This is a genomic window from uncultured Boseongicola sp., assembly GCF_937988555.1.
GTDB lineage: Bacteria > Pseudomonadota > Alphaproteobacteria > Rhodobacterales > Rhodobacteraceae > Boseongicola.
The window spans coordinates 1-25,263 of the sequence record NZ_CALJXO010000345.1 but is presented as its reverse complement, the minus strand read 5'-3'; the positions used below and the strand labels follow the sequence as shown (position 1 = coordinate 25,263).

General features: G+C 56.4%; 39 protein-coding genes and 1 pseudogene. 2 read left to right on the top strand and 38 right to left on the bottom strand.

Features of this window, described 5'->3' with window-relative positions:
* The 14 genes from Q1B15_RS20455 to Q1B15_RS20390 form a co-directional block, all read right to left on the bottom strand.
* The coding region (locus Q1B15_RS20455; RefSeq protein ID WP_299757418.1) for an ATP12 family protein at positions 1 to 689 on the bottom strand (689 nt) is incomplete at its 3' end.
* Positions 686 to 1,729, bottom strand: coding sequence for an RluA family pseudouridine synthase (locus tag Q1B15_RS20450; RefSeq protein WP_299757415.1), 1,044 nt, complete (start codon positions 1,727 to 1,729; stop codon positions 686 to 688). The genes Q1B15_RS20450 and Q1B15_RS20455, both read right to left, overlap by 4 nt.
* A complete protein-coding gene (crcB, locus tag Q1B15_RS20445) occupies positions 1,726 to 2,103 on the bottom strand; it encodes a fluoride efflux transporter CrcB (RefSeq protein WP_299757420.1) in 378 nt (125 codons plus the stop codon). The genes Q1B15_RS20450 and crcB overlap by 4 nt, the downstream gene beginning before the upstream one ends.
* Before the next feature lie 32 nt (positions 2,104 to 2,135).
* Positions 2,136 to 3,449 (bottom strand): replication-associated recombination protein A, encoded by a 1,314-nt coding sequence (locus Q1B15_RS20440; protein ID WP_299757413.1) that lies wholly within the window; start codon positions 3,447 to 3,449, stop codon positions 2,136 to 2,138.
* Positions 3,450 to 3,497: 48 nt separating this feature from the next.
* The gene (locus tag Q1B15_RS20435) at positions 3,498 to 4,088 is read right to left on the bottom strand and encodes an acyl-homoserine-lactone synthase (protein ID WP_299757411.1); all 591 of its coding nucleotides are present in this window, start codon (positions 4,086 to 4,088) and stop codon (positions 3,498 to 3,500) included.
* 56 nt (positions 4,089 to 4,144) lie between these two features.
* Positions 4,145 to 4,810: an autoinducer binding domain-containing protein gene (locus Q1B15_RS20430; RefSeq protein ID WP_299757410.1), complete on the bottom strand. Its 666-nt coding sequence runs from the start codon at positions 4,808 to 4,810 to the stop codon at positions 4,145 to 4,147.
* 396 nt (positions 4,811 to 5,206) lie between these two features.
* Positions 5,207 to 5,626, bottom strand: a complete 420-nt coding sequence (gene rplQ, locus Q1B15_RS20425) for a 50S ribosomal protein L17 (RefSeq protein ID WP_299757409.1) — start codon at positions 5,624 to 5,626, stop codon at positions 5,207 to 5,209.
* 179 nt (positions 5,627 to 5,805) lie between these two features.
* Positions 5,806 to 6,822, bottom strand: a complete 1,017-nt coding sequence (locus Q1B15_RS20420) for a DNA-directed RNA polymerase subunit alpha (protein WP_299757408.1) — start codon at positions 6,820 to 6,822, stop codon at positions 5,806 to 5,808.
* A gap of 115 nt (positions 6,823 to 6,937) precedes the next feature.
* Entirely contained in the window at positions 6,938 to 7,324 is a 387-nt protein-coding gene (rpsK, locus tag Q1B15_RS20415) for a 30S ribosomal protein S11 (protein WP_299757407.1), read from the bottom strand.
* 15 nt (positions 7,325 to 7,339) lie between these two features.
* On the bottom strand, positions 7,340 to 7,708 hold the full coding sequence (gene rpsM / locus Q1B15_RS20410; RefSeq protein ID WP_299757406.1) for a 30S ribosomal protein S13: 369 nt from the start codon (positions 7,706 to 7,708) through the stop codon (positions 7,340 to 7,342).
* Positions 7,709 to 8,397: 689 nt separating this feature from the next.
* Positions 8,398 to 9,042, bottom strand: coding sequence for an adenylate kinase (locus Q1B15_RS20405; RefSeq protein ID WP_299757405.1), 645 nt, complete (start codon positions 9,040 to 9,042; stop codon positions 8,398 to 8,400).
* Positions 9,039 to 10,400 carry a preprotein translocase subunit SecY gene (gene secY, locus Q1B15_RS20400; protein ID WP_299757404.1) on the bottom strand — a complete coding sequence of 454 codons (1,362 nt, stop codon included), beginning with the start codon at positions 10,398 to 10,400 and terminating at the stop codon, positions 9,039 to 9,041. The genes Q1B15_RS20405 and secY overlap by 4 nt, the downstream gene beginning before the upstream one ends.
* Before the next feature lie 102 nt (positions 10,401 to 10,502).
* Positions 10,503 to 10,976, bottom strand: a complete 474-nt coding sequence (gene rplO / locus Q1B15_RS20395; RefSeq protein ID WP_299757402.1) for a 50S ribosomal protein L15 — start codon at positions 10,974 to 10,976, stop codon at positions 10,503 to 10,505.
* Between the two features lie 175 nt (positions 10,977 to 11,151).
* A complete protein-coding gene (locus Q1B15_RS20390) occupies positions 11,152 to 11,469 on the bottom strand; it encodes a hypothetical protein (protein ID WP_299757399.1) in 318 nt (105 codons plus the stop codon).
* Between the two features lie 131 nt (positions 11,470 to 11,600).
* On the opposite strand from Q1B15_RS20390, the gene Q1B15_RS20385 reads away from it, so the two are divergent.
* Positions 11,601 to 12,143, top strand: coding sequence for a cytochrome P460 family protein (locus Q1B15_RS20385; RefSeq protein WP_299757397.1), 543 nt, complete (start codon positions 11,601 to 11,603; stop codon positions 12,141 to 12,143).
* A gap of 78 nt (positions 12,144 to 12,221) precedes the next feature.
* Here Q1B15_RS20385 and Q1B15_RS20380 read toward each other — a convergent pair whose 3' ends face one another.
* The 12 genes from Q1B15_RS20380 to rpmC form a co-directional block, all read right to left on the bottom strand.
* Entirely contained in the window at positions 12,222 to 13,001 is a 780-nt protein-coding gene (locus Q1B15_RS20380; RefSeq protein WP_299757395.1) for a 2OG-Fe(II) oxygenase, read from the bottom strand.
* A 322-nt stretch (positions 13,002 to 13,323) separates the two neighbouring features.
* Positions 13,324 to 13,512 carry a 50S ribosomal protein L30 gene (gene rpmD / locus Q1B15_RS20375; RefSeq protein ID WP_299757393.1) on the bottom strand — a complete coding sequence of 63 codons (189 nt, stop codon included), beginning with the start codon at positions 13,510 to 13,512 and terminating at the stop codon, positions 13,324 to 13,326.
* Positions 13,513 to 13,517: 5 nt separating this feature from the next.
* Entirely contained in the window at positions 13,518 to 14,096 is a 579-nt protein-coding gene (gene rpsE, locus Q1B15_RS20370; protein ID WP_299757391.1) for a 30S ribosomal protein S5, read from the bottom strand.
* A gap of 140 nt (positions 14,097 to 14,236) precedes the next feature.
* Positions 14,237 to 14,596 (bottom strand): 50S ribosomal protein L18, encoded by a 360-nt coding sequence (gene rplR / locus Q1B15_RS20365; protein ID WP_299757388.1) that lies wholly within the window; start codon positions 14,594 to 14,596, stop codon positions 14,237 to 14,239.
* A gap of 11 nt (positions 14,597 to 14,607) precedes the next feature.
* Positions 14,608 to 15,141 (bottom strand): 50S ribosomal protein L6, encoded by a 534-nt coding sequence (gene rplF, locus Q1B15_RS20360; protein ID WP_299757386.1) that lies wholly within the window; start codon positions 15,139 to 15,141, stop codon positions 14,608 to 14,610.
* Positions 15,142 to 15,151: 10 nt separating this feature from the next.
* Positions 15,152 to 15,544 carry a 30S ribosomal protein S8 gene (gene rpsH, locus Q1B15_RS20355; protein WP_299757384.1) on the bottom strand — a complete coding sequence of 131 codons (393 nt, stop codon included), beginning with the start codon at positions 15,542 to 15,544 and terminating at the stop codon, positions 15,152 to 15,154.
* 14 nt (positions 15,545 to 15,558) lie between these two features.
* Entirely contained in the window at positions 15,559 to 15,864 is a 306-nt protein-coding gene (gene rpsN, locus Q1B15_RS20350) for a 30S ribosomal protein S14 (RefSeq protein ID WP_299757382.1), read from the bottom strand.
* Positions 15,865 to 15,883: 19 nt separating this feature from the next.
* On the bottom strand, positions 15,884 to 16,447 hold the full coding sequence (rplE, locus tag Q1B15_RS20345; protein WP_299757379.1) for a 50S ribosomal protein L5: 564 nt from the start codon (positions 16,445 to 16,447) through the stop codon (positions 15,884 to 15,886).
* Positions 16,447 to 16,752 (bottom strand): 50S ribosomal protein L24, encoded by a 306-nt coding sequence (gene rplX, locus Q1B15_RS20340; protein WP_299757376.1) that lies wholly within the window; start codon positions 16,750 to 16,752, stop codon positions 16,447 to 16,449. Before rplX ends, rplE begins: the two co-directional genes overlap by 1 nt.
* Position 16,753: 1 nt before the next feature.
* Positions 16,754 to 17,122 (bottom strand): 50S ribosomal protein L14, encoded by a 369-nt coding sequence (rplN, locus tag Q1B15_RS20335; protein WP_299757374.1) that lies wholly within the window; start codon positions 17,120 to 17,122, stop codon positions 16,754 to 16,756.
* Between the two features lie 76 nt (positions 17,123 to 17,198).
* On the bottom strand, positions 17,199 to 17,429 hold the full coding sequence (gene rpsQ, locus Q1B15_RS20330) for a 30S ribosomal protein S17 (protein WP_299757371.1): 231 nt from the start codon (positions 17,427 to 17,429) through the stop codon (positions 17,199 to 17,201).
* 3 nt (positions 17,430 to 17,432) lie between these two features.
* Positions 17,433 to 17,639: a 50S ribosomal protein L29 gene (rpmC, locus tag Q1B15_RS20325; RefSeq protein WP_299757369.1), complete on the bottom strand. Its 207-nt coding sequence runs from the start codon at positions 17,637 to 17,639 to the stop codon at positions 17,433 to 17,435.
* Positions 17,640 to 17,868: 229 nt separating this feature from the next.
* Here rpmC and Q1B15_RS20320 point away from each other — a divergent pair, with 229 nt between their 5' ends.
* Positions 17,869 to 18,351 (top strand): peptidoglycan-binding protein, encoded by a 483-nt coding sequence (locus tag Q1B15_RS20320; protein WP_299757366.1) that lies wholly within the window; start codon positions 17,869 to 17,871, stop codon positions 18,349 to 18,351.
* 148 nt (positions 18,352 to 18,499) lie between these two features.
* On the opposite strand, the gene Q1B15_RS20315 is transcribed toward Q1B15_RS20320, so the two are convergent.
* The 12 genes and pseudogenes from Q1B15_RS20315 to tuf form a co-directional block, all read right to left on the bottom strand.
* Complete coding sequence (locus tag Q1B15_RS20315) at positions 18,500 to 19,123, bottom strand: TIGR02466 family protein (RefSeq protein ID WP_299757364.1); 624 nt, start codon at positions 19,121 to 19,123, stop codon at positions 18,500 to 18,502.
* A 375-nt stretch (positions 19,124 to 19,498) separates the two neighbouring features.
* A complete protein-coding gene (locus tag Q1B15_RS20310) occupies positions 19,499 to 19,678 on the bottom strand; it encodes a hypothetical protein (protein WP_299757361.1) in 180 nt (59 codons plus the stop codon).
* A gap of 425 nt (positions 19,679 to 20,103) precedes the next feature.
* Positions 20,104 to 20,517, bottom strand: coding sequence for a 50S ribosomal protein L16 (gene rplP / locus Q1B15_RS20305; RefSeq protein ID WP_299757358.1), 414 nt, complete (start codon positions 20,515 to 20,517; stop codon positions 20,104 to 20,106).
* Between the two features lie 13 nt (positions 20,518 to 20,530).
* Positions 20,531 to 21,241 (bottom strand): 30S ribosomal protein S3, encoded by a 711-nt coding sequence (gene rpsC, locus Q1B15_RS20300; protein ID WP_299757355.1) that lies wholly within the window; start codon positions 21,239 to 21,241, stop codon positions 20,531 to 20,533.
* Positions 21,241 to 21,621, bottom strand: coding sequence for a 50S ribosomal protein L22 (rplV, locus tag Q1B15_RS20295; RefSeq protein ID WP_299757352.1), 381 nt, complete (start codon positions 21,619 to 21,621; stop codon positions 21,241 to 21,243). Before rplV ends, rpsC begins: the two co-directional genes overlap by 1 nt.
* Before the next feature lie 3 nt (positions 21,622 to 21,624).
* Positions 21,625 to 21,903 carry a 30S ribosomal protein S19 gene (gene rpsS, locus Q1B15_RS20290; protein ID WP_299757349.1) on the bottom strand — a complete coding sequence of 93 codons (279 nt, stop codon included), beginning with the start codon at positions 21,901 to 21,903 and terminating at the stop codon, positions 21,625 to 21,627.
* A 2-nt stretch (positions 21,904 to 21,905) separates the two neighbouring features.
* A complete protein-coding gene (gene rplB, locus Q1B15_RS20285) occupies positions 21,906 to 22,748 on the bottom strand; it encodes a 50S ribosomal protein L2 (protein WP_299757347.1) in 843 nt (280 codons plus the stop codon).
* A 105-nt stretch (positions 22,749 to 22,853) separates the two neighbouring features.
* Positions 22,854 to 23,150, bottom strand: a complete 297-nt coding sequence (locus Q1B15_RS20280; protein ID WP_299757345.1) for a 50S ribosomal protein L23 — start codon at positions 23,148 to 23,150, stop codon at positions 22,854 to 22,856.
* Complete coding sequence (gene rplD / locus Q1B15_RS20275; protein WP_299757342.1) at positions 23,147 to 23,767, bottom strand: 50S ribosomal protein L4; 621 nt, start codon at positions 23,765 to 23,767, stop codon at positions 23,147 to 23,149. The genes Q1B15_RS20280 and rplD overlap by 4 nt, the downstream gene beginning before the upstream one ends.
* Complete coding sequence (rplC, locus tag Q1B15_RS20270; protein ID WP_299757339.1) at positions 23,764 to 24,630, bottom strand: 50S ribosomal protein L3; 867 nt, start codon at positions 24,628 to 24,630, stop codon at positions 23,764 to 23,766. The genes rplD and rplC overlap by 4 nt, the downstream gene beginning before the upstream one ends.
* Before the next feature lie 13 nt (positions 24,631 to 24,643).
* On the bottom strand, positions 24,644 to 24,958 hold the full coding sequence (gene rpsJ / locus Q1B15_RS20265; protein WP_299757337.1) for a 30S ribosomal protein S10: 315 nt from the start codon (positions 24,956 to 24,958) through the stop codon (positions 24,644 to 24,646).
* Positions 24,959 to 25,122: 164 nt separating this feature from the next.
* Positions 25,123 to 25,263 (bottom strand): annotated as a pseudogene (tuf, locus tag Q1B15_RS20260) (elongation factor Tu); the annotation flags it as partial.

Sequence of the window (25,263 nt, the reverse complement as noted above, 5' to 3'; positions counted from 1 at the left end):
AAACGTGCCGCGTGAAGGAAGGCCTCACGCTTGGTTTCCGCCTGTGTATCAGCGTCCTCGTCGCGGCCCCATTGCTCGATCTGCCAGTCCTCATCTATGCGTGAAAGATTCCACGCGGCATGGGGATTGTGAGCATTTTCGACCACCGACAGGGCAATAACATACGACCCCGAAAGGGTTACAAGATCATGAAAGCCCGTAATCGCGAAATTGTTCATCGACGACATGACGTTACTTAATACCGCAAGGGATCCGGCATCCTGAGACACCGGCATCACACCGGGGGTCACCAGAAGGCGCAGGCCGTAGCGCTTCTCTGCCCAATCAAGAATCGGGTCCCAGGCAGCGATCTGCCGCTCGACCAATCCAACAGGCCCATCGGCCCGGTAGCAAACTAGATCTGTACCAGCATAGCCAATCAAGTGATTTTCAACCTCGGAACGCTGAACGGAAAGCTTGTCGATGGCCGAGTTTGCAGACCGCGTCCAAGGCATAACCCTCGGGTCTACGCGATCTTGTTGCGCCTCCCATTCCGTCGCTATCTTGCCGGCCATCTCTTCAGTCGGAACCACCAACAACGCTTTGCCAGGGGTCCGAACGTTGCGCCCGTCAAGCGTTACGGTGAAGCCGTTGTCAGCTGGGACGACTTCGACGACCTCCCAAAACCGTTTTAGCGCCCAGTCACTCAAAGCTCATCCTCGTCAAACGGATCAACCGGAACATCTTCGGCGCGCCAATCCAACATCTCCCAGGTGCGCGCAATATGCTCGGACAGCGGGGCGGTCAAAGCCAACTGTTTTCCCGTTATTGGATGCTTAAGATTTAGGTAACGGGCGTGCAGATGAAGCTTTCGACTGATTTCTCCGCCCAATTGTGCTCCCCAGCCATCGCCCAAATTCTCTTGCGCGGACCCGCCATACTTTCCATCCCCAATGATTGGATGTCCAAGCTCGGCCATATGCGCGCGAAGCTGATGCGTCCGCCCGGTGATCGGTACCAACGCCATCCAGCTCACGCGCTTGGCTAAAGACGCCAGTACCGAGTAATCCGTCGTTGCCCGTTTTGCACCCGGCGTGTTTTCGATTTCACGCGGGTGGATACACCGCATCTTCTCGCCCTCGCCCCCAGACCCATGCCCCGGCGCCTTGACCAAACCGTAGCGCACGGTGCCCATCAACGGATGAGGCACGCCCGCGACGGCTGCCCAATAAATCTTGCGCGTTTCATGCGACCGGAACGCCTCCGACAGCGCCGATGCGGCCATACGCGTCCGCGCCAACAGCAAAATCCCGGACGTGTCTTTATCCAACCTGTGGACCAGCCGTGGCTTTTCATCAGACCCGAAGCGAAGCGCGTCCCCCATGCCATCGACATGCCGCGTCTGTTTGCTGCCGCCCTGACTTGGCAGTCCCGGCGGTTTGTTAATCGCAATCAGATGCTCGTCGCGCCAGATCACGCAATCCTGAATCATTTCAGCGTCAGCATCCGAAACGCTCGAGCGCACAATGACCGGCGCGGCGGTATCGGGCAAAGGAGGTATACGGACCGTCTGTCCAGCTTCAAGCCGTGTAGAAGCCTTAACCCGGCCCCCATCGACACGGATCTCGCCCTTGCGGCACAACTTTTCAATCCGGCCCTGTTGCACATGCGGAAACAGCCGCCGGAACCAGCGATCAAGCCGTTGGTCCGCATCGTCAATTGCAACTGTTAGTGTCTGAACAGCACTCATGTTATCAAACTCCGCGCGACCCAAAGGCCGACAATTAGTCCGCCAATCGACAGAACCACCGACAAACCGACATAAAGCGCCGCCTGCCCTATTTCACCGCGTTCATAAAGCGCTACCGCCTCCAGCGAGAACGCCGAGAACGTCGTAAAGCCGCCAAGGAAGCCTGTCATCACCAGGGGCGACATCCACGTTAGCCCGCGCTGCGCAGCGACGACGACGAACACGCCCATTAAGAATGAGCCAACGACATTCACCGTCAAGATAGCGACCGGAAAGCCATGACCAACAGCCCGCACAATAGCAAGCCCCACCCCATAGCGGGTCATGGCGCCTAAAGCGCCGCCCAAGCCGACAGATAGAAAATGTCCCAACATGGCGCGTGCTGTCGCCCTTGGGCCGCGCATTGTCAACTCTCGCTGCGTTTTGACCTCAGTTTCACGAAGTAATCCAACCGCCGTTTCAGCTCCCGCTCAAATCCGCGCTCGACGGGTTGATAATACACTCCCCGCTTCATGTTTTCGGGGAAGTAGTTCTGTCCAGAGAACCCGTCCTCGGCGTCATGATCATAGGCATAGCCGGCCCCATAGCCCTGATCCTTCATCATCGACGTTGGCGCATTCAGGATGTGCTTTGGCGGTGGTTCCGAACCCGTTTGCTTCGCCGCAGCCCGCGCCGCCTTGTAGGCGGTATATAAAGCGTTCGATTTCGGAGCGAGCGCCAGATACGTCACCGCCTGCGCCAGCGCCAGCTCACCCTCGGGCGAGCCAAGTCGCTCATACGTTTCCCACGCCTCAATGCAGATCGCTTGCGCCTGCGGTTCAGCAAGTCCGATGTCCTCGACTGCCATTCGCGTGATGCGACGCGCCAGATACCGCGGGTCCTCGCCGCCCTCTAGCATGCGGGCGAACCAGTAAAGTGCAGCATCAGGGTCGGACCCGCGTACCGATTTGTGCAAGGCCGAGATCAGATTGTAATGGGCATCCCCTGACTTGTCGTATTGGGCGGCCCGTCGCATCAGACGCTTGGTAAGGGCCTCCGTCCCCAACGTGCCGGTGTCAGGCCACGACAAAACCTGTTCGATTAAATTCAACAAAGCGCGTCCGTCGCCATCCGCCATCTCAAGAAGCGCGTCGCGCGCCAGACCATCCAGAGGAAGCTTGCGCACCCCCTCCCGCTCTGCTCGCTGTGCCAACAATTCGAGCGATGCCAAGGTCAACCGCTCAAGCACCAGTACTTGCGACCGGCTTAAGAGGGCTGCGTTCAACTCAAAGGACGGGTTTTCAGTCGTCGCCCCGACAAGAAGAATCGTTCCGTCCTCCATGTAAGGCAAAAACCCGTCTTGCTGCGCTTTGTTGAAACGGTGGATCTCGTCCACGAACAACAACGTCCCCTGCCCGTTTCCACTCCGGATCCTTGCGGCCTCAAAGACCTTTTTTAGATCGGCCACGCCAGTAAAGATCGCGCTGATCTGGATAAAACTCATATCCGTCGCGTCCGCCAGAAGCCGCGCAATGGTTGTTTTCCCGACACCCGGAGGGCCCCAAAGGATCAGCGAAGACAACTGCCCGGACGCAAGCATAGCGCCCAGCGGCCCTTCGGAGCCGAGCAAATGATCCTGACCAATGACATCGGACAGCACCGCAGGCCTAAGCCGGTCGGCCATTGGCCGCAGGGAGCTGTCCTCCGTCTTGGAGGAAGAGGTATCAAACAAGTCTGCCATACGGGTGAAGGCTACGCCCCCACCGCGCCAGCGAAAAGGCCAATTTACCTAGTGCAGCTTCGATGCCAGCGCAATGTTGATACACACGCTCCGATCGCCATCGTCCGTTTCGATCACACGGCCCGCAGGCTGGCAGTCAATTCCGGTACGACGGGCCAGGCGCGGCGCGTGCTCTGGGACGATGCCAACCAAGGACGTGGCCCCGAAAGTCCGCGCAGACCGCACCATCTCGTCAATCAGCGCGCACTGAACCCGAAGCCGCAGCTTTGCCGGCACGGCTTCGGATACAAACACACGACTTGATTCCCAGATGTGAGTCGCAACCGGGGCTTCCTCGAACAGCAGGTCCTTTGGCAGACTGTCCAGAAGGCCGTTCTGCGCATCCCGTATCATATAAGAATAGATGCCACATCGTGCCGTGGTCGGCGTCAGACGCACCCCTGCAAGAACCTCACCAAGCTCGTGCACCGCCACCCAGCGGCTAGCAGGCGTGTCATACTGGTCATATTCCATGCCGTCGGCTTGCGGCAGATCCCAGTTCTTGTGCTCGATGAAAGTCTTATGACGCGCGCGAAGCATGTTCGCGAAAAGCTCGCCGTGGTTATGCATATTGTCGAAAGAGAGAGTAGTGACTTGCATTGGAAGTGCCTCCAGTCAGGGTTGGTAAAAAAAACCTGATAGGAAACGAGTTCCACTTAGAGCAGTTGGTATTCCCGAGCCTTCTTAAGTGCCTGAGCCATCGTACGTGCCCCCAACCGGACGCGTACCGATTGAAGTCTGGCCTTGAATGCACTCTCAGAAATCCCGAGTTTTGTTGCCGCGGCAGTATGCCGGTCCCCATCAGCTAACAAACGCAGCGCTTCTTTCTGTGCGCGCGTTAACTCCGTCGGGGGTGCAGCAGCACTGTGCAAATCTTCTACGATTTTTACGATGTCAGCGATTTCTTCGTCGGTAAACTCCCGATCGTCTCTGGCAATGCCAACGATCGTACGCGACGTAATCGGCCCGTGCGACACCACAGCCCCATAGATTAACCCGTGTTCGCGGGCCTGGCCGAGAATATTGAAGGGATCCGGAAGTCGGATCGCGCTCCAACGCGTAGAACCCTTGCCACCCAGCCCCCAGAAAACAAGCGGATCACGCAAGGCATACGCATTCTCGTCATATACTTTAGTCCACGCTTCATCGTACGTCCGCATATAGAGCACCGGCGACGCAAATCGGATGTGGAGTCCTGCAGAAAAGCCTTTCGGCGATATCCGTCCCAGCGCCTCAAATCCATCTTCAAGACCCGGACGTCGGGCGCCAGTCGTGACCGGTACCTTTTGCAGGGTTTCGTAAGAGTCGTTATCGCGCCGCATATAGACAGTCACCGCTACTTTTTCACCCGCACCCCTGCGCCGTCTGATGGTCAATGCCCACCTTACAAGTGTCTCAAAGCGAGGCCGTATCAGGCTTGTCAATTTAGACAGGTTGTTCGCAGATCGGTCAACCCTAGATTGTAAATCTAGCATCACCATTCATCGAAGTAACGGCGATGACCAAACTATCTTTATGGACTGACCTGATGTCCGCAGTTCCCAAGGCCATCAAACAGGACCAGGAACACTTCCTTACTTTCAGTGAGTTACGAACCGGTAATTCGCTTAGCACAGGTCTAGAAACACTCTCAAACAGCAGTGCAAAGCGACGTTGCGTCAACTGACATAAAAAAGGGCCGCCACTGGCAGCCCTTCACGACATATCCGTATCTGTTTTTAACCTTCTGCGGCGTCTTCTTCTGCAAGACGCGCGCGATCGCCCGCGCCTTTGGCGTCTACGTCGCGGTCTACAAGCTCGATGATCGCCATTGGCGCCATGTCACCATACCGGAAGCCCGCTTTCAGCACGCGGGCATAACCGCCCTGGCGCTCGGCGTAGCGTGGGCCAAGTACATCAAACAGTTTCGCGACATACGCGTCCTGCTTCAGTTGGGACCCAGCCTGACGGCGGGCGTGGAGATCGCCACGTTTTCCGAGCGTGATCAGCTTGTCGATGATCCGCTGCAGTTCCTTTGCCTTTGGCAAAGTCGTTTTGATCTGTTCGTGTTCAATAAGTGAGCCAGCCATGTTCGCAAAAAGGGCCTTGCGGTGCTCATGGGTACGATTCAGGCGGCGGTAACCTCGTGCGTGACGCATGTGTCTTACTCCAATATGTGCCCTCTACGGGCTGTTATGCTTTGTCTGGCCAGCGATGCGTGTCACTGACTCTCCTTGGGGCGAATGCCCGGTCGTCAGGGCCAAGGCCGCGCACCTGTGTCACGTCGGTAATACATCGGTACTACGTCGCTACAGGCGTTCGCGGCCTTGGCTTTTTCTTAGAACTGGTCTTCGAATTTCTTGGCCAGATCTTCAATGTTCTCCGGCGGCCATTCCTCGACATCCATGCCAAGGTGCAGACCCATTCCGGACAGCACTTCTTTGATCTCATTCAGCGACTTGCGGCCAAAGTTCGGCGTACGCAGCATTTCTGCTTCGGTCTTCTGGATGAGATCGCCGATGTAGACGATATTGTCGTTCTTCAGGCAGTTTGCCGAACGGACCGACAGTTCCAACTCGTCGACCTTCTTGAGAAGGAGCGGGTTGAACTCAAGGCCGTCGTCGTCGCTTTCGGTACGGGCCGATTCTGGCTCGTCGAAGTTCACGAAGATCGACAGCTGATCCTGAAGAATGCGCGCAGCATAAGCCACGGCATCGTCAGGCGTCACGGAACCATCTGTTTCAAGCTTCAGCGTCAGCTTGTCGTAATCCAGAACCTGACCTTCACGCGTCGGCTGAACGTCATACGAGACCCGCTTAACCGGCGAATAAATCGCATCGATCGGGATCAGGCCAATTGGCGCATCTTCCGGGCGGTTCTTGTCTGCAGCGACATAGCCTTTACCGATGTTTACCGTCAGCTCGATAAACAGATCAGCGCCGTCATCAAGGTGGCAGATCACATGATCCTTATTCAGGATCTCGATACCGGCGGTTTCAGTGATGTCACCAGCAGTGACAACCTGTGCACCCTTTGCAGAAATAGAAAGACGCTTTGGGCCTTCGACTTCCATGCGGATCGCGACGCCTTTAAGGTTCAATACGATGTCGGTGACGTCTTCACGCACACCAGCAACGCTTGAAAACTCGTGCAGAACGTTATCGATCTGAACGCTAGTGATGGCCGCGCCCTGAAGCGACGACATCAACACGCGGCGTAGTGCGTTGCCAAGCGTCAGGCCGAAGCCACGCTCAAGCGGTTCTGCAATAACAGTCGCAATGCGCGCAGGGTCATTGCCCGGCTTCACCTCAAGCTGCATCGGCTTAATCAATTCTTGCCAGTTCTTATGGATCATGTGGGTCTCCTCAATTCCGGTCCGCGGCCCATGTCCAAGACAGCAGACGCCCCGAGGGTCAAAATGACGACGCCGGGCCTCGGAAAGCCGCGACCCGACAGGTATTCAGTATGCCTTAAACGCGGCGGCGCTTTGGTGGGCGGCAGCCGTTGTGGGCGATCGGCGTCACATCACGGATCGACGTGATGTTGAAACCGACAGCAGCAAGCGCACGAAGCGCCGACTCACGACCCGAACCGGGGCCCTGCACTTCGACTTCCAGCGTGCGAACGCCGTGTTCCTGTGCCTTCTTGCCCACATCTTCGGCAGCCATCTGAGCGGCATAAGGTGTCGATTTCCGCGAGCCTTTAAAGCCACAGGTGCCTGCCGACGACCAAGCAATCGCATTGCCTTGCACGTCCGAGATCAGGATCTTGGTGTTGTTGAAGGACGAGTTCACATGAGCAACGCCGGTGGCGATGTTCTTGGAGACCTTCTTCTTGACGCGACGTTCACGTGCCATTGGTCAAACCCTCCCTTATTTCTTCTTGCCAGCAATGGCCTTTGCGGGGCCTTTGCGGGTTCGAGCATTTGTGTGAGTACGCTGACCGCGAACCGGCAAGCTACGACGGTGGCGAAGGCCACGGTAACAACCAAGGTCCATCAGGCGCTTGACGTTCATCTGCGTTTCACGGCGCAGATCGCCTTCGACGGTGAAGTTCGCGTCGATGTGCTCGCGGATGGCCAGTACTTCGGCGTCCGAAAGTTCATTTACGCGACGTGTCCCGTCGATTTTAACGGCTTCACAGATTGACCTCGCGGACGAAGGGCCAATTCCGGTGATATAGGTAAGGGCGATTGGAACCCGCTTTGCAGTCGGGATGTTTACGCCGGCAATACGTGCCACGTTTGGTCTTCCTTTTCGTTGCGAGCCCGTAATACCGGGCCCTTTTTTCACAACGTAAGCCCGAGGCGTTGCGGCCGCGGGCTTGCGATACGATCGGGGTGGTTTTCCAGCGGGGAGCGACCCCTGCGTGGTTAACCGATTCTCTTACGAGATGGCGGTATCTAGGGCGTTGCGGGCTTGGGGTCAAGGGCGTTCGGCCCCATTCTAGCCATCGCACAAAGGCTGATCCAAAAGACATGAAACAGACTTGCTATGCGGCCAAACAACTGTCGATCAATTCGCGGCGCTCGCTCTCAGGAAGCCCGATCATGTCGGACCACACGACCCTTGAAACAAGACAGGGAATTGCTCCGAGCATTCTATTCGCATACCCAGACACAGACATTTGCGCGCGATCGTCTATTCTGGATATGTCGATCCGTATCATGCCCGCGCCGCCACCAGTTTCAGTCGTTGAAATGACTTTTTTGGGAAATCGCCAAGCCGCGCGATCGGACGCCAGTCTTCAAGAGAATATACTATCCCATCGCTTTCTTCGAATGGCTACCAGCCAGGACTTTGACGAAAAGCAAATTGATCGGAGTGCAGAGCGTAAAGCTCTTCTACAAACCCCCGCCTCGGTTAATAGACTGACAACAACGCAGGCTGGCACACGAGCAAAGAGTGTGGTGCGCCCAGCGACATCGTCGCTAGCCGTCCAAAACGTCCGCAATCCCCGCCGCGACATCATCAATCTCGCCCAATCCCGGAACCCAGACCAACTGGCCCTTTGCGTGATAGTAGCCGATCAACGGTGATGTCTTTTTGTAGTATTCCATCAATCGTGTGCGCAGCGACTCTTCGTTGTCATCCGCGCGGCGCTTAAAGTCAGAGCCGCCGCAGTTCACGCATTTCTCATCCGCGGGAATGGGCTTTGTAATATCGTTGTAGACTTCACCGCAATTGCCGCAGGTCGAACGCGCCGTGATGCGTTGTACCAGCGCCTTGTCGTTCACTTCCATTGCAACAACGTGCGACAGCGACGCATCGTGCTTTGCGAGGATGTGGTTCAACGCGTCAGCCTGCTCCAAGGTCCGGGGGAAGCCATCAAAGATGAAACCGCCACCGTGGTCGCCTTCAAGCTTTTCCTCGATCAGACCGATGACAATCTCGTCGGTAACAAGCTCGCCCGCATCCATGATCGCGGCCACTTTCTGGCCCATAGCCGTTCCCGAAGACCGCGCATCGCGCAGCATATCGCCCGTTGACAGCTGGATCATGTTCCGGCCGTCAACCAGCTTGCGGGCTTGGGTGCCTTTGCCAGCACCCGGTGGCCCGAGCAGGATTATGTTCATCTCTTAGTTGTCCCCCGTGTCTTCCCACCGCGCTTTTTGCCGCGCAGCTGAGACTTCTCAATAAGCCCTTCGTATTGATGGGCTAGAAGATGAGACTGGACCTGTTGAATAAAGTCCATACCCACAGACACAATAATCAGGATCGAGGTTCCGCCAAAATAGGCCGTAATGGCCAGGTTCGTGCGGATAATCTCGGGCATCAAACAAACAAGAGCCAGATAACCGGCGCCCATCACAAGGATCCGATTCACAACGTATTCAAGGTATTCCTCGGTTTTTTTACCCGGACGGATGCCCGGAATAAAGCCGTTCTGGTTTTTCAGGTTCTCGGCCACGTCCTCGGGCTTGAAGGCCACGTTGAAGGTGTAAAAGTAAGTGAAGAACATGATCATGCCACCGAAGAACAACAGGTACAGCGGCTGTCCGGGGCCAAAGTAAGCAAGTATCCAGCTCATCACAGGCCCCGCGTTGCCGCCTGAGAAGGTCGACAATGTGGTCGGCAACAGCAAAAGCGACGATGCAAAGATAGCCGGAATAACGCCTGCGGGGTTGACCTTGATCGGCAGGTGCGATGACCCACCGTCATAGACCTTCATGCCAACCTGGCGTCGCGGATACTGAATGTGAATTTTTCGCAGACTGCGCTCCATGAAAACCACGAAGACAAGCGTCGCCACAAGCATCACAATAACACCAAGGATCACAGCCGACGAGATCGCCCCCGAGCGTCCCTGCGCAAAGAACTGCGCCAACGCGCCAGGCAATTCGGCGATGATGCCCACATAAATTATCAGCGAAATACCTTTGCCAACGCCGCGCGCGGTGATCTGCTCACCCAGCCACATCAGGAACATCGTACCGCCAACCAGCGTGATGATCGTCGACGAGATAAAGAACCAACCCGGGCTTGTCACAAGCCCGCCGGCCTGCATCGAAACCGCCAGGCCATAAGCCTGCACTGTGGCCAGAAAGACCGTGCCATAGCGCGTATATTGCGTAATCTTGCGCCGGCCGCTCTCGCCTTCCTTCTTCAATTGCTGAAGCGGAGCCCACATCGAGGACAAAAGCTGAACGATAATCGACGCCGAAATATACGGCATAATGCCCAGAGCAAAAATACCCATCCGGCTAAGCGCGCCGCCCGTAAACATGCCCAAAACGCCAGCGATCCCGCCTGCGGCTTGTTCCATGAAGTCACGAAGCGCCTGCCCGTCGATACCCGGGACCGGGATGTATGTCCCGACACGATAAACGATCAGAAGGCCGATGGTGAAAAGCAGGCGTTGCCTCAACTCGGTCGCTTTTCCAAGCGTTGACCAGCTGACGTTGGCTGCCATTTGCTCTGCTGCGGATGCCATACGTGTCTCTCTTCAATAAAAGCGCCGCCAAACCGGTTCCCGGTCGGCGGCGCTGGAAAACCTGTGGGATATGTAAGCGGCGCGGGCGCCGCTCACAAGTCGTTACTCAGCCGCCGACGCGGATGTGATTGTCAGTGATCCGCCCGCTTTTTCAACCATAGCAACCGCGGCCTTGGACGCACCGGTGACTGCAATCGTCGCTTTAGTGGTGAACTCACCCTTGGCGAGAACGCGGATACCGTCTTTTCTACGGCGGATAAGACCGCTTTCGATCAGGGCCTCTTCGGTGATGTCCTTCTTGGCGTCGATCTTCTTTTCGTCGATGAATTTTTGGATCAGACCAAGGTTCACAACAGAATATGCCTTGCGGTTCGGTTTGGAAAAGCCGCGCTTTGGCAAACGCTGGTAGAGCGGCATCTGGCCGCCTTCGTAGCCATTGATAGCCACGCCCGAACGCGATTTTTGACCTTTGATACCACGTCCTGCGGTTTTACCAGTTCCGGAACCCGGACCACGGCCAACGCGCTTGCGCTTCTTTGTTGCACCGGGGTTGTCCCGGAGTTCGTTCAGTTTCATGTCGCTTCTCCTTGCCGGATGCGGCCCCCAGCGACGGGAGCGGCCGACCACGGCATTTCTGATAAGGTTTACGCAGCCGATTTTGCGGCCACGCGCGGCGTATAGACGGGGTTGGGAGGTGGATCAAGTGGCGTTTTCGACTCCGGTTTTGGGCATGAAGTCCTCGACGCGCGTTCTAACTGCTTTCCCAGCGACACAGATCAACGCCTGGGAACGCAAAAAGTCGCGCCGTACTGCCCGGGGATACACGAAGCGAACACCCCTCAAGGTCTTCCTTGGACTCAAAGACCGCGACCGTGCCCATCGCCTGACCGGCCGAACACAAAAGGCCGCCCGGCGCCAGCGTCTCAACCCGCCGCATCCCACCGTCGGCATGGGCCACAAAGGTCCACGCCGTATCCGAGCTGTTTTGAACGCAGACCGCACCGCTGTCGGCAACTGCCTGAACCGGGGCGATGGCCAGTAGCAAAAATGGTGCAAGGAACTTGTGCATACCGCGACACTGCCCCATCCAATCCATTCGCGCCAATCACAGTTCTTGCACGCAATGGTGATGAAATAGTGAAGATTGCGCGGTTTGGTTGGTCCTATCATCGCCCCACAAACAAAAAAGGGGAGGACACCGTGAAATACGCATTACTGGGAATTGCCACAGTCGTCGGAGCCATTGCGCTGGCCGGAAGCGTGCAGGCGCAGGAATTCGGAACCGACGAAGACGCCGCCTATGCCGCGCTGTTGTGGGACCTGATGGAAGCAGACCGCCTTGCGGGCGACAACGCGCTTTACGGCTTTCCCTATGAGGGCGTCAACCCGCACGGAGCCATGCTTGAGACGTTCTACACACAGGGCACGATCAACGGTCACACCGGCGCGCTTGTGGTTAAGCGAAACTACGGACCCGCAGAAGTGTCCTATGACGAGGTCATCGGCGATCCGGCCGCGCATCTTGCCGCGCTGACCGTGATGTTCCAGCGTGAAGACGGGTACGATTCCGACAATCAGAACTGGTTTTGGGTGAAGTATCTGCCTGACGGCACGCTCGACAAGACTCCAGCAGGCATGTCTTTGGCGGGCCGCGTCGCAAAGGGCGCCGAGCAAGGCTGCCTTGCGTGTCACTCTGCGGAAGATGACTATTTGTTCACAACGGATGCCAGCATCGGGCGGTAAGCCAAAAAAGGGCCGCGACCACCGAAAGAACGGCAAGGTCGCGCCCGACCCTCAAGGCCCTCATAGTTAACCTGTCGACTATGACAGCCGTCCGTAAAATGTCTTCCGCGCGCTTTCCGACAATTCGATACCCGGCTCAGAGTTGTAAGCCAAAACCGCGAGGATGCGTGTGCGGTCACTTTCATTCGGCGACACGCGGTGAATGGAATTGCGCCCGCGAAACAACACCAACCCTCCCGGCTCAATCGCAAGGACATCCGGCTTAACATCACCATCCAAAAGCGCACCGACACCATCGAAATTCATCTCGCCTGAATCCGCGTCGCGCAGATCTCGGATATACTCAAAGCGACTGCCTGCGTCCGGCTTTTGGATCAAAAACGTAATAGCAAATGACGAATTGTCGAAATGCCAACCAAGCTCCTGTCCGCGGTTTGCGTAGTGAATGTTGATAGACGACAATGGGTCCGCGTAAGGATGCAGCTCCGCCTGCCCCGTCACAAACCGGATAAAATCACGGAAAACAGCCGCGTCGTAAAGCGCCCGCATCGGTGAGGCCGCCGCGATCTCGTCGTCGCAAATACAGCCCTTCGACGATTGCACCAGGCAGTTTTTGGGATGTTCGGACGGGAAAGTCGCGTCAGGAGGCGTCAGATAAACCGAATGCTGTTGCGTGCAGAAATACGCTTTGTCTGCGACCGCAACCGCCTCGGCCCGCATGGCTGCAAGCGCCCCAGGTCGGATGAAGTCAGACAGGACAAGAACTCCAGCACGGTTCAGTTCTGAGTGACACGCGGCCCCGAAATCAGGGTGCGCAATCGGATGCCGGTCTAGGTCTGCAATTTCGGATATCTGCATATGCCAGCTCTTGTCTGAATGTCTCGCGCAGAGTGGCCCGAACTATTCGCAGAACACAACAGGATCATGCGTTTTGGCGAAACCAGCCGCGCCCCGCGCTGATTGTCTCACGCGCCAGTCAGAGCAAGCCAGAGAGACGCATCCCGTGTCTGACGCAGGTTACTTGCCACCACGGTGTCGGCGCCGGCGTTTGCGGCAGCCGTCAGAACGGCGCCGCAAAACAGAGACAAAGTCGGAACCCCGCGCAAATTGCCCAGGAAAACAAATGGAAAAGGCTCCGACCTTTCGGTCGGAGCCCCAAATACTTTGGAAAAGTTCGGCGTTAGCCGCGCTCCTCTATAATCTCTACCAGATGCGGGATCTTGTTAACCATACCGCGAACGGACGGTGTGTCCTCAAGTTCGCGAGTCTTGTGCATCTTGTTAAGACCGAGACCGATTAGCGTAGCACGCTGGTCTTGTGGGCGACGGATCGGAGACCCGATCTGCTTTATGACGATTGTTTTTGCCATGTGCTTCAGGCCTCCTCGGTCTCAGCTGCAGCCGCGGGCGCTTGATCACGCTTTGGCAGGATATCAGCGACTTTCTTACTACGGCGCTGAGCAACCGAGCGCGGGCTCGACTGCTTTGTCAGGCCGTTAATTGTGGCGCGGATCATGTTGTAAGGGTTCTGCGAACCCAGCGATTTGGCGACAACGTCCTGAATGCCGAGCATCTCGAACACAGCACGCATCGGACCACCAGCAATGATACCAGTACCGGTCGGGGCCGAACGCATGACAACGCGGCCCGCACCGTGGCGACCGTCAATGTCGTGATGCAACGTGCGACCTTCGCGCAGAGGCACGCGGATCAACTGGCGCTTGGCTTGCTCAGTGGCTTTGCGGATCGCCTCGGGCACTTCTTTCGCTTTACCCTTGCCGAAACCAACGCGGCCCTTCTGATCGCCGACGACGACGAGAGCTGCGAAGCCAAAGCGCTTGCCACCCTTAACGGTCTTGGAAACGCGGTTAATCGCGACCAGGCGGTCAGCGAATTCTGGGGTCTCGTCGCGTTGGTTGCGGCGATTGCCACCCCGGTTGTCATCTCTGGCCATGCTGGCCTCCTCATTCCATCTTTGCGCCGTGGCGCCACTTGGTCCAACCGAAGTGCCAAAAGGCCCCGGTCATCGGCATGCCGGGGCAAACCCCAGCCTACACAGAACTTAGGGCAGGGGATTAACCCCGCCCAAACGCTTTATATCTTCAGGCCTGCTTCACGCGCGGCATTGGCCAGAGCCTTCACCTTACCGTGGAACAGGAAGCCGCCGCGGTCGAAATAAGCCTCTTCGACGCCCGCCTTTTTGGCGCGCTCCGCGATGGCCGTGCCGACTTTGGTTGCCGCTTCAATGTTGTTCTTGCCAACAACACCAAGGTCCTTCTCAAGCGACGAAGCAGAAGCAAGCGTTGTGCCGGCCAAATCGTCGATCAGCTGGACGCTGATGTTCTTGTTGGAACGATGAACCGAAAGGCGCACGCGCCCCGCGTTCACTTTGCGAAGTTTGTTCCGGACGCGCATGCGGCGCTTCTGGAACAGCTCTCTTTTGGAAAGTGCCATGTGTCCGGTCCTTACTTCTTCTTACCTTCCTTACGGAAGATATATTCGTCTTTGTACCTGATACCCTTGCCCTTGTAGGGCTCGGGCGCACGCCATTCGCGGATATTAGCCGCGACTTGGCCGACGAGTTGCTGATCAATGCCTTCAACGGTAATTTCCGTCAGCTTCGGGGCTGTGACTGTCACACCCTCGGGCACTTCGAAGTTCACATCGTGGCTGTAACCAAGGTTCAGCTTCAGGATATTTCCCTGCATCTGAGCCCTGTAACCAACACCGCTGATCTCAAGCTCCTTCTTGAAGCCATTCGATACGCCAGTGACCAGGTTGCCAACCATAGTGCGGCTCATGCCCCACTGTTGTTTGGCGCGCTTGGAGCTGCCGCGCGGTTCGATTTTGACGACGTTGCCGTCGACCGAAATCGACACATCGTCTGTTGCAGTAAACTGTCGCTGGCCTTTCGGGCCTTTGACAGTGACGGTCTGACCCGACACGGATGCTTCTACACCCGATGGCAGCTCTACCGGTTTTTTCCCAATTCGAGACATGGTTCCCTCCTCAGAAGACCGTACAGAGCACTTCGCCGCCGATATTGGCTGACCGTGCTGCTTGATCCGACATCACGCCCTGCGGCGTTGACACGATTGACACGCCCAGACCCTGACGGACCGATGGAATGTCTTTGACGCCCATGTACACACGACGACCAGGGGTCGACACGCGCTTGAGGTCGCGAATAACCGGAGTGCCTTCGTAGTACTTCAGGCTGATGTCGATAGCCGGATGGCCATCCTTACCGGTCGTCTCTTCGAAGCCGCGGATGTAACCTTCGTCCGCCAGCACTTCAAGAACCCATTTGCGCAGCTTGGAGGCCGGCGTCTGGGTTGTGGATTTACCACGCAACTGCGCATTTCGAATGCGCGTCAGCATATCACCAAGAGGATCGTTCATTTTTTAATACCCCCTTACCAGCTTGACTTGACCATGCCGGGAACTTGGCCTGCAGAGCCAAGATCACGCAGCGCGATCCGCGACATTTTCAGCTTACGGTAATAGGCGTGTGGACGCCCCGTCAGCTGACATCGGTTGTGAAGACGTGTAGCCGAACTGTTGCGCGGCAGTTTCGCAAGCTTGAGGCGCGCTTTAAAACGCTCTTCCATCGGCTTGCTATCGTCGTTCGCGATTACTTTCAGCGCAGCACGCTTAGTGGCATACTTGTCCACCAGTGCTTGACGCTTCTTTTCGCGTTCGATCATTGCTTTCTTTGCCATCTGTAAATCTCTCCCAGGCTCAGCTGTTGAACGGCATGTTGAAATGCTTCAACAGCGCCTTGGCTTCTGCATCCGTATTGGCGTTGGTGCAGATGATGATATCCAGTCCCCAGACCTCGTCGACTTTATCAAAGTCGATTTCCGGGAAAACGATGTGCTCTTTCATGCCCATGGCGTAGTTGCCACGACCATCGAACGATGAGCCCTTCACGCCGCGGAAGTCACGGATGCGAGGCATGGCGATGGTGATCAGGCGATCAAGAAAGTCGTACATGCGGTCGCCACGCAGCGTGACCTTGGTCCCCAGCGGCATATCTTCGCGAACGCGGAAACCAGCGATGGATTTCTTTGCCTTCGTGATGACGGCCTGTTGACCGGCGATCTTGGTCAGATCTTCCTGAGCCGACTTGGCTTTCTTGGAGTCTTTGACCGATTCAGCGCCAGCACCAATGTTCAGAACAATCTTGTCTAAACGCGGGATTTGCATGTCGTTCTTGTAAGAGAACTCTTCCTTCATCGCAGGACGAATTGTCTCGCGATAAGCAGCCAGAAGGCGCGGGGTGTATGTTGCTGTATCAAGCATCAGATCACGTCTCCCGTGGTCTTGGCGAAACGCACTTTCTTGCCGTCTTCCACTTTGAAGCCGACGCGCGTTGCTTTACCGTTGCTGTCTACCATCGACAGGTTCGAAAGCGGGACCGGCACGGCGATCGGCTTACGCCCACCCTGATCGGTCTGAGATTGCTTGGTATGGCGAATCGCCATGTTCACACCATCAACCACGGCCTTACCAGCCTTCGGATCAATAGAAGTGATCGAGCCTTCTTTGCCTTTGTCCTTGCCAGCAAGGACGACGACTTTGTCGCCGGATTTAAGCTTAGCAGCCATCTTACAGCACCTCCGGGGCGAGCGAGATGATTTTCATGAAGTTCTTTGCGCGCAGCTCGCGAACAACTGGCCCGAAGATACGGGTGCCGATCGGCTCGTTGTTGTTGTTGAGGATTACCGCGGCATTGCTATCAAAACGGATAGCGGTACCATCTTCACGGCGCACTTGTTTGGCGGTGCGAACGACGACGGCTTTACGCACGTCCCCCTTTTTCACACGACCACGAGGAATGGCTTCCTTTACCGAGACAACAATAACGTCGCCGACGGATGCGTATCTACGCTTGGAACCACCCAACACCTTGATGCACTGAACACGGCGAGCGCCGCTGTTGTCAGCAACATCCAGGTTGGTCTGCATCTGGATCATTTGGTTTCTCCCGACCTGTGGGACCGCTTTGCAGTCATTGGCCCCAGGGTTTCGCTAAAATTAGAGCAGTGCAGCCTTATTCAGCCAGCACTTCCCAACGTTTCGTCTTCGACTTTGGCGCGCATTCCTGAATACGGACCATATCGCCCGTCTTAAATGTGTTTGCCTCATCGTGAGCCCGGTATTTCTTGGACTTACGGATGGTTTTCTTCATGACCGGATGCGTGAAACGGCGTTCGACCGAAACGGTAATGGTCTGCGCGTTTGCGTCGCTGGTGACGGTGCCTGTGAGGATTCTTTTTGGCATATCTTACGCCTCCGAAGCGGCAGCCGCCGCTTTCTGGTTCAAAATGGTCTTTACCCGTGCCGCACTCCGGCGCACGATGCGCATACGCGAAGTGTTTTCTAGCTGGCCAGTGGCCTGCTGAAACCGGAGGTTGAAGGCCTCTTTCTTGAGGTTTGCAAGCTCATCACGGAGCTGGTCGGGGGTCTTATCCCGCAGTTCATTGGCGTCCATCGCCGATCTTCCTTTTTCAACATCACCGGAGAGCCGCTACAAAGCGTGACCCTGTTCCCGGTGGAGTGGACAGTAGAGGGGGCGTATAGGCGGGGAATACGCCCTTGGCAACCCTTGTTTTCAGGGCGATTTCGCAAGGGGGAAAGTTACCGCAACCTTCCCATGCACAGGCCACTGAAATGCAGATAGACTCGGTACATTGAAACAGCGAAGGATAAAAATATCTATTTTGAGAAAAGGCCTCGAGGCTGCGCCCGTAAAGCGCCTTCGGGAACGTTTGGGTGTGACCGCAGACGGTGATTTTGGTCCCGGGACCGAGACAGCTTTGCGTGATTTTCAATCTGCGAACGGCCTGACCATCGACGGGATTGCGGGCCCCGACACATTTACAGCTATGGGTCTGCATCAATTGGTACTTTTGCGCAAAGGATCGCGCGGCGCTGCAGTGAAAAAGCTTCACGTCGGTCTTCGCATCGGGGCGGACGGGGTTTTCGGATCAAGAACAGCCCCTGCCGTGAAAACGTTTCAAGAATCTCATGGGCTTGATGGCGATGGAATAGCTGGCCTCGAGACACTCTCCAAGCTTGATGTGTTTGAGGAAATGACACCCGAGGTGGCCGCGCAGGCCACCGTGCAGCCGGACGAGCAGCATTTTGAGGGCGCGCCTGCCGGAACTGAAAGGCAGCGACGTTGTTGCCGGTGCCGACATTGACGTACCTGAGGGGAAATCTGTCTGGCGCAAAGTCAAAGGTTGGGTCTCTTAAGGACTTTGCTTTCACGGCCTTTAACCACGATCCAATGGAGGGGCTTAGCTCCTCCAGACCTCCCCAGAGGATTTGCTCCAAAAAGAAGGTGGGGCGTCAGCTGTCCCACTTATAATTGAAACTCACACTGATCCGATCGTCCTCGGCCATGTTCATCGGCACTTCGTGCCGCAGCCAACTTTCCCATAACAGCACATCACCCACAGTCGGTGCCACGTAGACAAAGGCCTTCAAACCTTCGCGCGCATCTGCCCTGCGCGGCGGCGCAGCCATCATCATGGCGTGGCGCGGGTCCTCAAATTTGATCGCACTCGCTCCTTCGGGCATCGCGACATAGGTTGTACCGCTGATCACCGAATGCGGATGAATGTGGGCCGTGTGGATGCCACCTTCGGGAAGGATGTTGATCCAGATATCCTCCATCACAATCTTCCGGTCACCCAGATCGAAGTCGAGTGTCTCAACAAAGGCCGCGACATGCACGTCGAGCACTTTGATCAGGTCGGCAAAGATCGGAAAGCGCCACCCAAGATCGGTGAGGCTTGCGTAGCTGGTATAGCCGGGAAAATCGTTGGCCTCGCACCAGTCCTGCCCTGCCTCGTCATCTTCAGCGATAGACAGGCATGACGCCTCCAGTTCAGCGGCATCAATGGGTGCGCCATGTTCTGGCAGCGTGGCGTGATAAAGCGGGGTCACAAATAGGGATCGGATTTGGGTCATAAACGTCTCATACGCGCAAAGCGCGAATGAGACGAGTGCAGTGTAGGAAATTCTGCAAGAAATTGCGGGCCGTCACCAGGGTGAGATTATGCCGCCGACCATCACGCCCTTATTTCCGAAATGAGAGGTAACCCATCCACATCGTCACCCGCCGCGGCGCGGCCTGCAGCGCGACTTGACGCGGTCCCCTCACCCGCTTGGCCCGGTGTGGCGACCCGTCGTCTCGGTGATCTTCCATTTGACTGGGCGTGGCATTTTTTGGACAGCGTATTCCATAATGAAACGGTCGATACCTTCGCCATAGACACAAAGCCCTGTCACGTTGGAAGTGCTGTCGTTGAAATTATGCCCGGCTCCCGTACAGCGCACCTGGCCTTACGGCACGCGAGGGCCGTCGATTTCAAGCCATCCCATGTTATCGGAGGTGTTGTGGGTGCCCTTCTCAAGGTCAATCACCGGGAGATTGAGCGGGTAGATGTTTGTGCCATTGATCATATCGCCCGCCTGCGCTGTGGTTGCTAAGACGAGGACACTGAAGATGGCTCGGGCAAGCACTGAGGATGCTCCTTTTGACGGCATCACCAAATAGTGGCCGAAAACGCCTAGTGAAAATAGTCATGGTCAAAAGGCTTGGTTTCTCGGGTATCCCACCCAATCGGCCCCGACAGGAACGCGATGACATCTCTTCGCTTGAGAGCACTGTCATTCCACATCACCCTCAACGCCAACCGAGGCGCGATGCCAACGAGGAAAGAAAAAACGGTCCTCCCCTCGATATTTGGGGCGGCCAAACCGTCGCCAATCAGCCGGATGAACGTCACAGTTTCCCAGAAGATTTCGAGGGTTTTCTTGGCGTAAAGCCCCTATCAGGCTGCCGAAAGAAAAAGGGCAGTGCTTTCGCACCGCCCTTTTCAAATCTCATTCCGATAACAGCCCGCGAATTCACTTAGAACTCACTGCGCGGCCCCGGCAGATTGATCTTACCAATCTTCGCGAACAATTGTCCGAGTTTTCACCGGCAATTTCATCGCGGCAAGACGCAGAGCCTCGCGAGCCACAGCGTCAGTGACACCGTCGATCTCGAACATCACGCGACCTGGCTTCACTTTACATGCCCAGAAGTCCACGGAACCTTTACCTTTACCCATACGAACTTCGACGGGCTTGGAGGTCACCGGTGTATCCGGGAAAATGCGGATCCACACACGGCCTTGACGTTTCATATGACGCGTCATGGCACGACGCGCGGCTTCGATCTGACGTGCCGTTACACGCTCAGGCTCGGTGGCCTTAAGGCCATACGTCCCGAATGTCAGATCTGATCCACCCTTGGCCTCACCACGAATGCGGCCTTTGTGCATCTTGCGGAATTTTGTGCGCTTTGGTTGCAGCATCTTTTATCGCTCCTTAATTGCGGCGGCCGCCGGCACCACGAGGTGCGGGACCGTCTTGAAGCTCCTGCTGGCGACGATCGCGAGCCGCAGGGTCGTGCTCCATAATTTCGCCTTTGAAGATCCAGACCTTGATGCCGATGATGCCATAGGCAGTCTTCGCTTCGCAAAGAGCATAATCGATGTCAGCGCGCAGAGTATGGAGCGGCACGCGGCCTTCGCGATACCATTCCGTCCGAGCGATTTCCGCACCGCCAAGTCGACCCGCAACGTTCACGCGGATACCAAGCGAGCCCATACGCATTGCGTTCTGGACCGACCGCTTCATGGCACGACGGAAAGACACACGACGCTCAAGCTGCTGCGCGATGCTTTCAGCCACAAGTGCAGCGTCCAGTTCGGGCTTACGCACTTCAACGATGTTCAGGTGCAGCTCGCTGTCAGTCATCGAAGCAATCTTGCGACGCAGACCTTCAATGTCTGCACCTTTCTTGCCGATGATCACGCCAGGACGCGCTGTGTGAATCGTAACGCGGCACTTCTTGTGCGGACGCTCGATGATCACACGGCTGATGCCAGCCTGCTTGCACTCATCTTTGATGAATGCACGGATACGGATGTCTTCCATCAGAAGATTTCCATAATCCTTCGTGTCAGCATACCAACGGCTATCCCAGGTCCGATTGACCTGAAGCCGCATGCCGATCGGGTTTACTTTATGACCCATCAGGCTTGCTCCTCAACTTGGCGGACTTTGATTGTCAGTTCCGAGAACGGTTTGATGATGCGACCAAAACGGCCACGGGCACGTGGACGTCCCCGCTTCATCGTCAGGTTCTTGCCGACATAGGCTTCCGCCACGACCAGCTCGTCCACATCAAGGTTGTGGTTGTTTTCCGCGTTTGCGATGGCCGACTGAAGACACTTCTTCACATCGTCCGAAATCCGCTTTTTCGAGAAAGTCAGGTCCGAGAGGGCCTTTTCAACTTTCTTACCGCGGATCATCGTCGCCACGAGGTTCAATTTCTGCGGTGACGTGCGCAACATGCGCGTTTTTGCCATCGCTTCGTTGTCCGCCACACGGCGCGGATTCTTTTCCTTGCCCATGACTTATTTCCTCTTCGCTTTTTTATCAGCGGCGTGACCGTAGTAGGTGCGAGTTGGCGAATATTCACCAAACTTTTGACCGATCATATCCTCGGAAACGTTTACCGGGATGTGCTTGCGGCCGTTGTAGACACCAAAGGTCAAACCAACGAATTGCGGCAGGATCGTCGAGCGACGCGACCAGATCTTGATGACCTCGTTGCGACCCGATTCACGCGATTTTTCGGCCTTCTTCAGGACATAGCTGTCGACGAAGGGGCCTTTCCATACTGAACGGCTCATGATTAACGGCCCTTCTTCTTAGCGTGACGCGAACGCAGGATAAGCTTCGACGACGCCTTGTTTTTGTTCCGGGTGCGGGCACCCTTTGTCGGCTTGCCCCAGGGGCTGACCGGGTGACGGCCACCAGACGTACGACCTTCACCACCACCATGCGGGTGATCGACCGGGTTCATAACAACACCACGCACAGATGGGCGGATGCCCTTGTGGCGGTTACGACCTGCCTTACCCAAGTTCTGGTTCGAGTTGTCGGGGTTTGACACCGCGCCGACAGACGCCATGCATTCCTGACGAACGAGACGAAGCTCACCCGAGGACAGACGTATTTGCGCGTAGCCACCGTCACGACCAACAAACTGAGCATATGTTCCAGCTGCGCGGGCGATCTGGCCGCCTTTGCCTGGCTTCATCTCGATGTTGTGTACGATTGTGCCGATCGGCATGCCCGAGAACGGCATCGCGTTGCCCGGCTTCACGTCAACCTTGGCGCCCGCGATCACCCGATCGCCAACGGCCAAACGCTGAGGTGCAATGATATACGCCTGCTCGCCGTCTTCGTACTTAACAAGTGCGATAAACGCAGTGCGGTTCGGATCATATTCGATCCGCTCGACCATTGCGGCCATACCAAGCTTGTTCCGCTTGAAATCTACAATACGGTAAAGACGCTTGGCGCCCCCACCACGACGACGCATCGTGATCCGTCCGGTGTTGTTCCGGCCTGCTTTCTTGCTAAGTCCCTCAGTGAGAGCCTTAACAGGACGGCCTTTCCAAAGCTCCGAACGGTCGATCAGAACCAGCCCACGCTGGCCTGGCGTCGTCGGCTTATACGACTTTAGTGCCATGCTTTCTGTCTTCCGTTAGCTTTGGGCCATACCCTTTGCAGGGCGGTCCCGGTTTAGAAATGCATCAGCCCCGGAGGTCCGGGGCCGACGATTCGAAGCCTTCTATCAAAGGCCTGTGGTAACGTCTATTGTGTTGCCTTCTTCAAGCGTCACATAGGCCTTCTTGACGTCTTTCCGTTTGCCCAGCTGGCCGCGGAACCGCTTTGTTTTGCCTTTGGTGATTGTCGTGTTCACGGCCTTCACCTTGACACCAAAGAGACCTTCAACGGCTTCTTTGATCTGCGGTTTGTTCGCGTCGATCGCCACTTCAAAAACAACCGCGCCATATTCGGACGCCATGGTGGTTTTCTCTGTGATGATCGGCTTGCGGATCACGTCATAATGTTCGGTCTTCATGCTCATTTTAGTCGAGCCTCCAACGCTTCGATCCCTGCTTTCGTGATCACCAAAGTGTCACTCTTCAGGATATCATAGACATTCGCGCCCATCGTCGGCAGCACATCGATTGTGTCGATGTTGCGCGACGCCACGACGAAGTTTTCGTCCAGTGTCGCACCGTCGATGATCAACGCACGCTTCCAGCCCAGGTCTTTGACCTGTTTGGCCAATGCACCGGTCTTGGCGTCCTTTGCGGATGCCTCGTCCAGAATGACCAGATTGCCGGTTGCTGCTTTCGAAGACAACGCGTGCTTAAGACCAAGCTTACGAAACTTCTTTGTCAACTCGTGGCCGTGGCTGCGCGGGGTCGGACCCTTATAGATACCGCCACCGCGGAAAATCGGAGCGTTCCGGGAACCGTGGCGTGCGCCGCCGGTGCCTTTCTGGCGATAGATCTTCTTTGTGGAGTAGCTTGTTTCCGACCGCGTTTTTACCTTGTGGGTACCGGCCTGCGCATTGTTGCGCTGCCAGCGGACCACACGGTGCAGAATGTCGGTCCGTGGCTCAAGACCGAAGATCTCGTCGCCAAGATCGACCGATCCGGCTTTCTTGCCGTCCAGTTTGATCACGTCGAGTTTCATGCCTCACCGTCCTTCTTCTCAGCTTCAGCAGATTCTGCTTCAGCAACTACATCGGTCTTCGCTTCGTCGGCTGCAGCAGCTTCCATTGCGGCCTGTTCTGCTTCTGCAGCAGCGGCAGCAGCGGCTTCAGCCTCCGCAGCAGCAGCGGCGGCAGCTTCCTCGGCAGCCTTCTCGGCGGCCGCAGACGCGGACTTCAGCGCGGCAGGCAGGATAACGTTCTCAGGAGTCGGCTTCTTCATCGCGTCCTTGATCGTAACCCAGCCACCCTTCGATCCCGGTACAGCGCCTTTGACCATGATCAGACCACGGTCGGCGTCCGTACGGACAACCTGAAGGTTTTGCGTCGTCACGCGGGCTGCGCCCATGTGACCAGCCATTTTCTTGCCTTTGAAGACGCGTCCCGGATCCTGACACTGACCGGTCGAACCGTGACTACGGTGCGAAATAGACACACCGTGCGTGGCGCGAAGGCCCTTAAAGTTCCAACGCTTCATCGCACCTTGGAAGCCTTTACCGATCGACGTGCCTGACACGTCAACGAACTGGCCTTCAAAGTAATGGTTCGCAGTAATCTCTTCGCCAACGTCGATCAGGTTTTCCGGGTCAACCCGAAATTCCGCGATCTTCCGCTTTGGCTCAACCTTTGCGGCGGCAAAATGCCCACGCATGGCCTGAGACGTCCGCTTGACCTTCGCTGTGCCCGCGCCGAGCTGAACAGCCGAATAGCCATCCGTCTCAGCCGTACGCTTAGCGACGACCTGAAGCTTGTCGAGTTGGAGAACGGTCACAGGAATCTGCTTACCGTCGTCCAAGAAAAGCCGGGTCATGCCGACTTTCTTTGCGATCACACCAGAGCGCAACATAATAGAGCCCTCCCTAGACCGAAATTTGAACGTCCACACCAGCAGCGAGGTCGAGCTTCATAAGCGCGTCCACGGTCTGTGGTGTGGGGTCGACGATGTCGAGAAGACGCTTGTGCGTACGGATCTCGAACTGGTCGCGCGACTTCTTATCGACGTGCGGACCACGGAGAACCGTGAATTTCTCGATTTTATTTGGCATCGGGATCGGGCCACGAACCGAAGCGCCTGTGCGCTTGGCTGTGTTCACGATTTCCTGTGTGCTGGCGTCCAACACACGGTAATCGAAGGCCTTTAGCCGGATGCGGATGTTCTGACTGGCGGCTGCCATGGTCTTATCCTTTCGTTGAGAGGTGGAAGCTTAATCGCCTCCACATCGAACAGTTGTTTCCCTGGAGATAGTGCCCAGACTTTAGGTTGTGAGGTCTCGTCGATCCATCGGATCAACTGTCCCTCACCCAGCAAACTGCCCGGACAAGCCGGGCAATCTCACTGTTAATCGATGATCTTCGAGACGACACCAGCCCCAACAGTGCGGCCGCCTTCGCGGATCGCAAAGCGCAGGCCGTTTTCCATCGCGATAGGTGCGATCAGCTCAACCGTGAACGACACGTTGTCGCCAGGCATCACCATCTC

What these genes read in the sequence shown, in the direction of transcription:
- Q1B15_RS20440 (WP_299757413.1), bottom strand. Translation starts at nt 3,449, where the DNA reads ATGGCAGACTTGTTTGATACCTCTTCCTCCAAGACGGAGGACAGCTCC.
- rplQ (WP_299757409.1), bottom strand. Translation starts at nt 5,626, where the DNA reads ATGCGTCACGCACGAGGTTACCGCCGCCTGAATCGTACCCATGAGCAC.
- rpmC (WP_299757369.1), bottom strand. Translation starts at nt 17,639, where the DNA reads ATGGACGCCAATGAACTGCGGGATAAGACCCCCGACCAGCTCCGTGAT.
- Q1B15_RS20380 (WP_299757395.1), bottom strand. Translation starts at nt 13,001, where the DNA reads ATGCAGATATCCGAAATTGCAGACCTAGACCGGCATCCGATTGCGCAC.
- rpsJ (WP_299757337.1), bottom strand. Translation starts at nt 24,958, where the DNA reads ATGGCAGCCGCCAGTCAGAACATCCGCATCCGGCTAAAGGCCTTCGAT.
- rpsH (WP_299757384.1), bottom strand. Translation starts at nt 15,544, where the DNA reads ATGAACGATCCTCTTGGTGATATGCTGACGCGCATTCGAAATGCGCAG.
- rpsS (WP_299757349.1), bottom strand. Translation starts at nt 21,903, where the DNA reads ATGAGCCGTTCAGTATGGAAAGGCCCCTTCGTCGACAGCTATGTCCTG.
- rpsE (WP_299757391.1), bottom strand. Translation starts at nt 14,096, where the DNA reads ATGGCCAGAGATGACAACCGGGGTGGCAATCGCCGCAACCAACGCGAC.
- Q1B15_RS20280 (WP_299757345.1), bottom strand. Translation starts at nt 23,150, where the DNA reads ATGAGCATGAAGACCGAACATTATGACGTGATCCGCAAGCCGATCATC.
- rplV (WP_299757352.1), bottom strand. Translation starts at nt 21,621, where the DNA reads ATGGGCAAGGAAAAGAATCCGCGCCGTGTGGCGGACAACGAAGCGATG.
- secY (WP_299757404.1), bottom strand. Translation starts at nt 10,400, where the DNA reads ATGGCATCCGCAGCAGAGCAAATGGCAGCCAACGTCAGCTGGTCAACG.
- Q1B15_RS20315 (WP_299757364.1), bottom strand. Translation starts at nt 19,123, where the DNA reads ATGACCCAAATCCGATCCCTATTTGTGACCCCGCTTTATCACGCCACG.
- rplE (WP_299757379.1), bottom strand. Translation starts at nt 16,447, where the DNA reads ATGCTTGATACAGCAACATACACCCCGCGCCTTCTGGCTGCTTATCGC.
- rplR (WP_299757388.1), bottom strand. Translation starts at nt 14,596, where the DNA reads ATGGCACTTTCCAAAAGAGAGCTGTTCCAGAAGCGCCGCATGCGCGTC.
- rplO (WP_299757402.1), bottom strand. Translation starts at nt 10,976, where the DNA reads ATGAAACTGAACGAACTCCGGGACAACCCCGGTGCAACAAAGAAGCGC.
- crcB (WP_299757420.1), bottom strand. Translation starts at nt 2,103, where the DNA reads ATGTTGGGACATTTTCTATCTGTCGGCTTGGGCGGCGCTTTAGGCGCC.
- rpsN (WP_299757382.1), bottom strand. Translation starts at nt 15,864, where the DNA reads ATGGCAAAGAAAGCAATGATCGAACGCGAAAAGAAGCGTCAAGCACTG.
- rplC (WP_299757339.1), bottom strand. Translation starts at nt 24,630, where the DNA reads ATGTTGCGCTCTGGTGTGATCGCAAAGAAAGTCGGCATGACCCGGCTT.
- rpmD (WP_299757393.1), bottom strand. Translation starts at nt 13,512, where the DNA reads ATGGCAAAAACAATCGTCATAAAGCAGATCGGGTCTCCGATCCGTCGC.
- Q1B15_RS20435 (WP_299757411.1), bottom strand. Translation starts at nt 4,088, where the DNA reads ATGCAAGTCACTACTCTCTCTTTCGACAATATGCATAACCACGGCGAG.
- rplF (WP_299757386.1), bottom strand. Translation starts at nt 15,141, where the DNA reads ATGTCTCGAATTGGGAAAAAACCGGTAGAGCTGCCATCGGGTGTAGAA.
- rpsQ (WP_299757371.1), bottom strand. Translation starts at nt 17,429, where the DNA reads ATGCCAAAAAGAATCCTCACAGGCACCGTCACCAGCGACGCAAACGCG.
- Q1B15_RS20405 (WP_299757405.1), bottom strand. Translation starts at nt 9,042, where the DNA reads ATGAACATAATCCTGCTCGGGCCACCGGGTGCTGGCAAAGGCACCCAA.
- Q1B15_RS20430 (WP_299757410.1), bottom strand. Translation starts at nt 4,810, where the DNA reads ATGCGGCGCGATAACGACTCTTACGAAACCCTGCAAAAGGTACCGGTC.
- Q1B15_RS20450 (WP_299757415.1), bottom strand. Translation starts at nt 1,729, where the DNA reads ATGAGTGCTGTTCAGACACTAACAGTTGCAATTGACGATGCGGACCAA.
- rplX (WP_299757376.1), bottom strand. Translation starts at nt 16,752, where the DNA reads ATGGCTGCTAAGCTTAAATCCGGCGACAAAGTCGTCGTCCTTGCTGGC.
- rpsC (WP_299757355.1), bottom strand. Translation starts at nt 21,241, where the DNA reads ATGGGTCATAAAGTAAACCCGATCGGCATGCGGCTTCAGGTCAATCGG.
- rplB (WP_299757347.1), bottom strand. Translation starts at nt 22,748, where the DNA reads ATGGCACTAAAGTCGTATAAGCCGACGACGCCAGGCCAGCGTGGGCTG.
- Q1B15_RS20390 (WP_299757399.1), bottom strand. Translation starts at nt 11,469, where the DNA reads ATGCACAAGTTCCTTGCACCATTTTTGCTACTGGCCATCGCCCCGGTT.
- rplD (WP_299757342.1), bottom strand. Translation starts at nt 23,767, where the DNA reads ATGAAACTCGACGTGATCAAACTGGACGGCAAGAAAGCCGGATCGGTC.
- rplP (WP_299757358.1), bottom strand. Translation starts at nt 20,517, where the DNA reads ATGCTGCAACCAAAGCGCACAAAATTCCGCAAGATGCACAAAGGCCGC.
- rpsK (WP_299757407.1), bottom strand. Translation starts at nt 7,324, where the DNA reads ATGGCACGTGAACGTCGCGTCAAGAAGAAGGTCTCCAAGAACATCGCC.
- rplN (WP_299757374.1), bottom strand. Translation starts at nt 17,122, where the DNA reads ATGATCCAGATGCAGACCAACCTGGATGTTGCTGACAACAGCGGCGCT.
- Q1B15_RS20420 (WP_299757408.1), bottom strand. Translation starts at nt 6,822, where the DNA reads ATGATCCATAAGAACTGGCAAGAATTGATTAAGCCGATGCAGCTTGAG.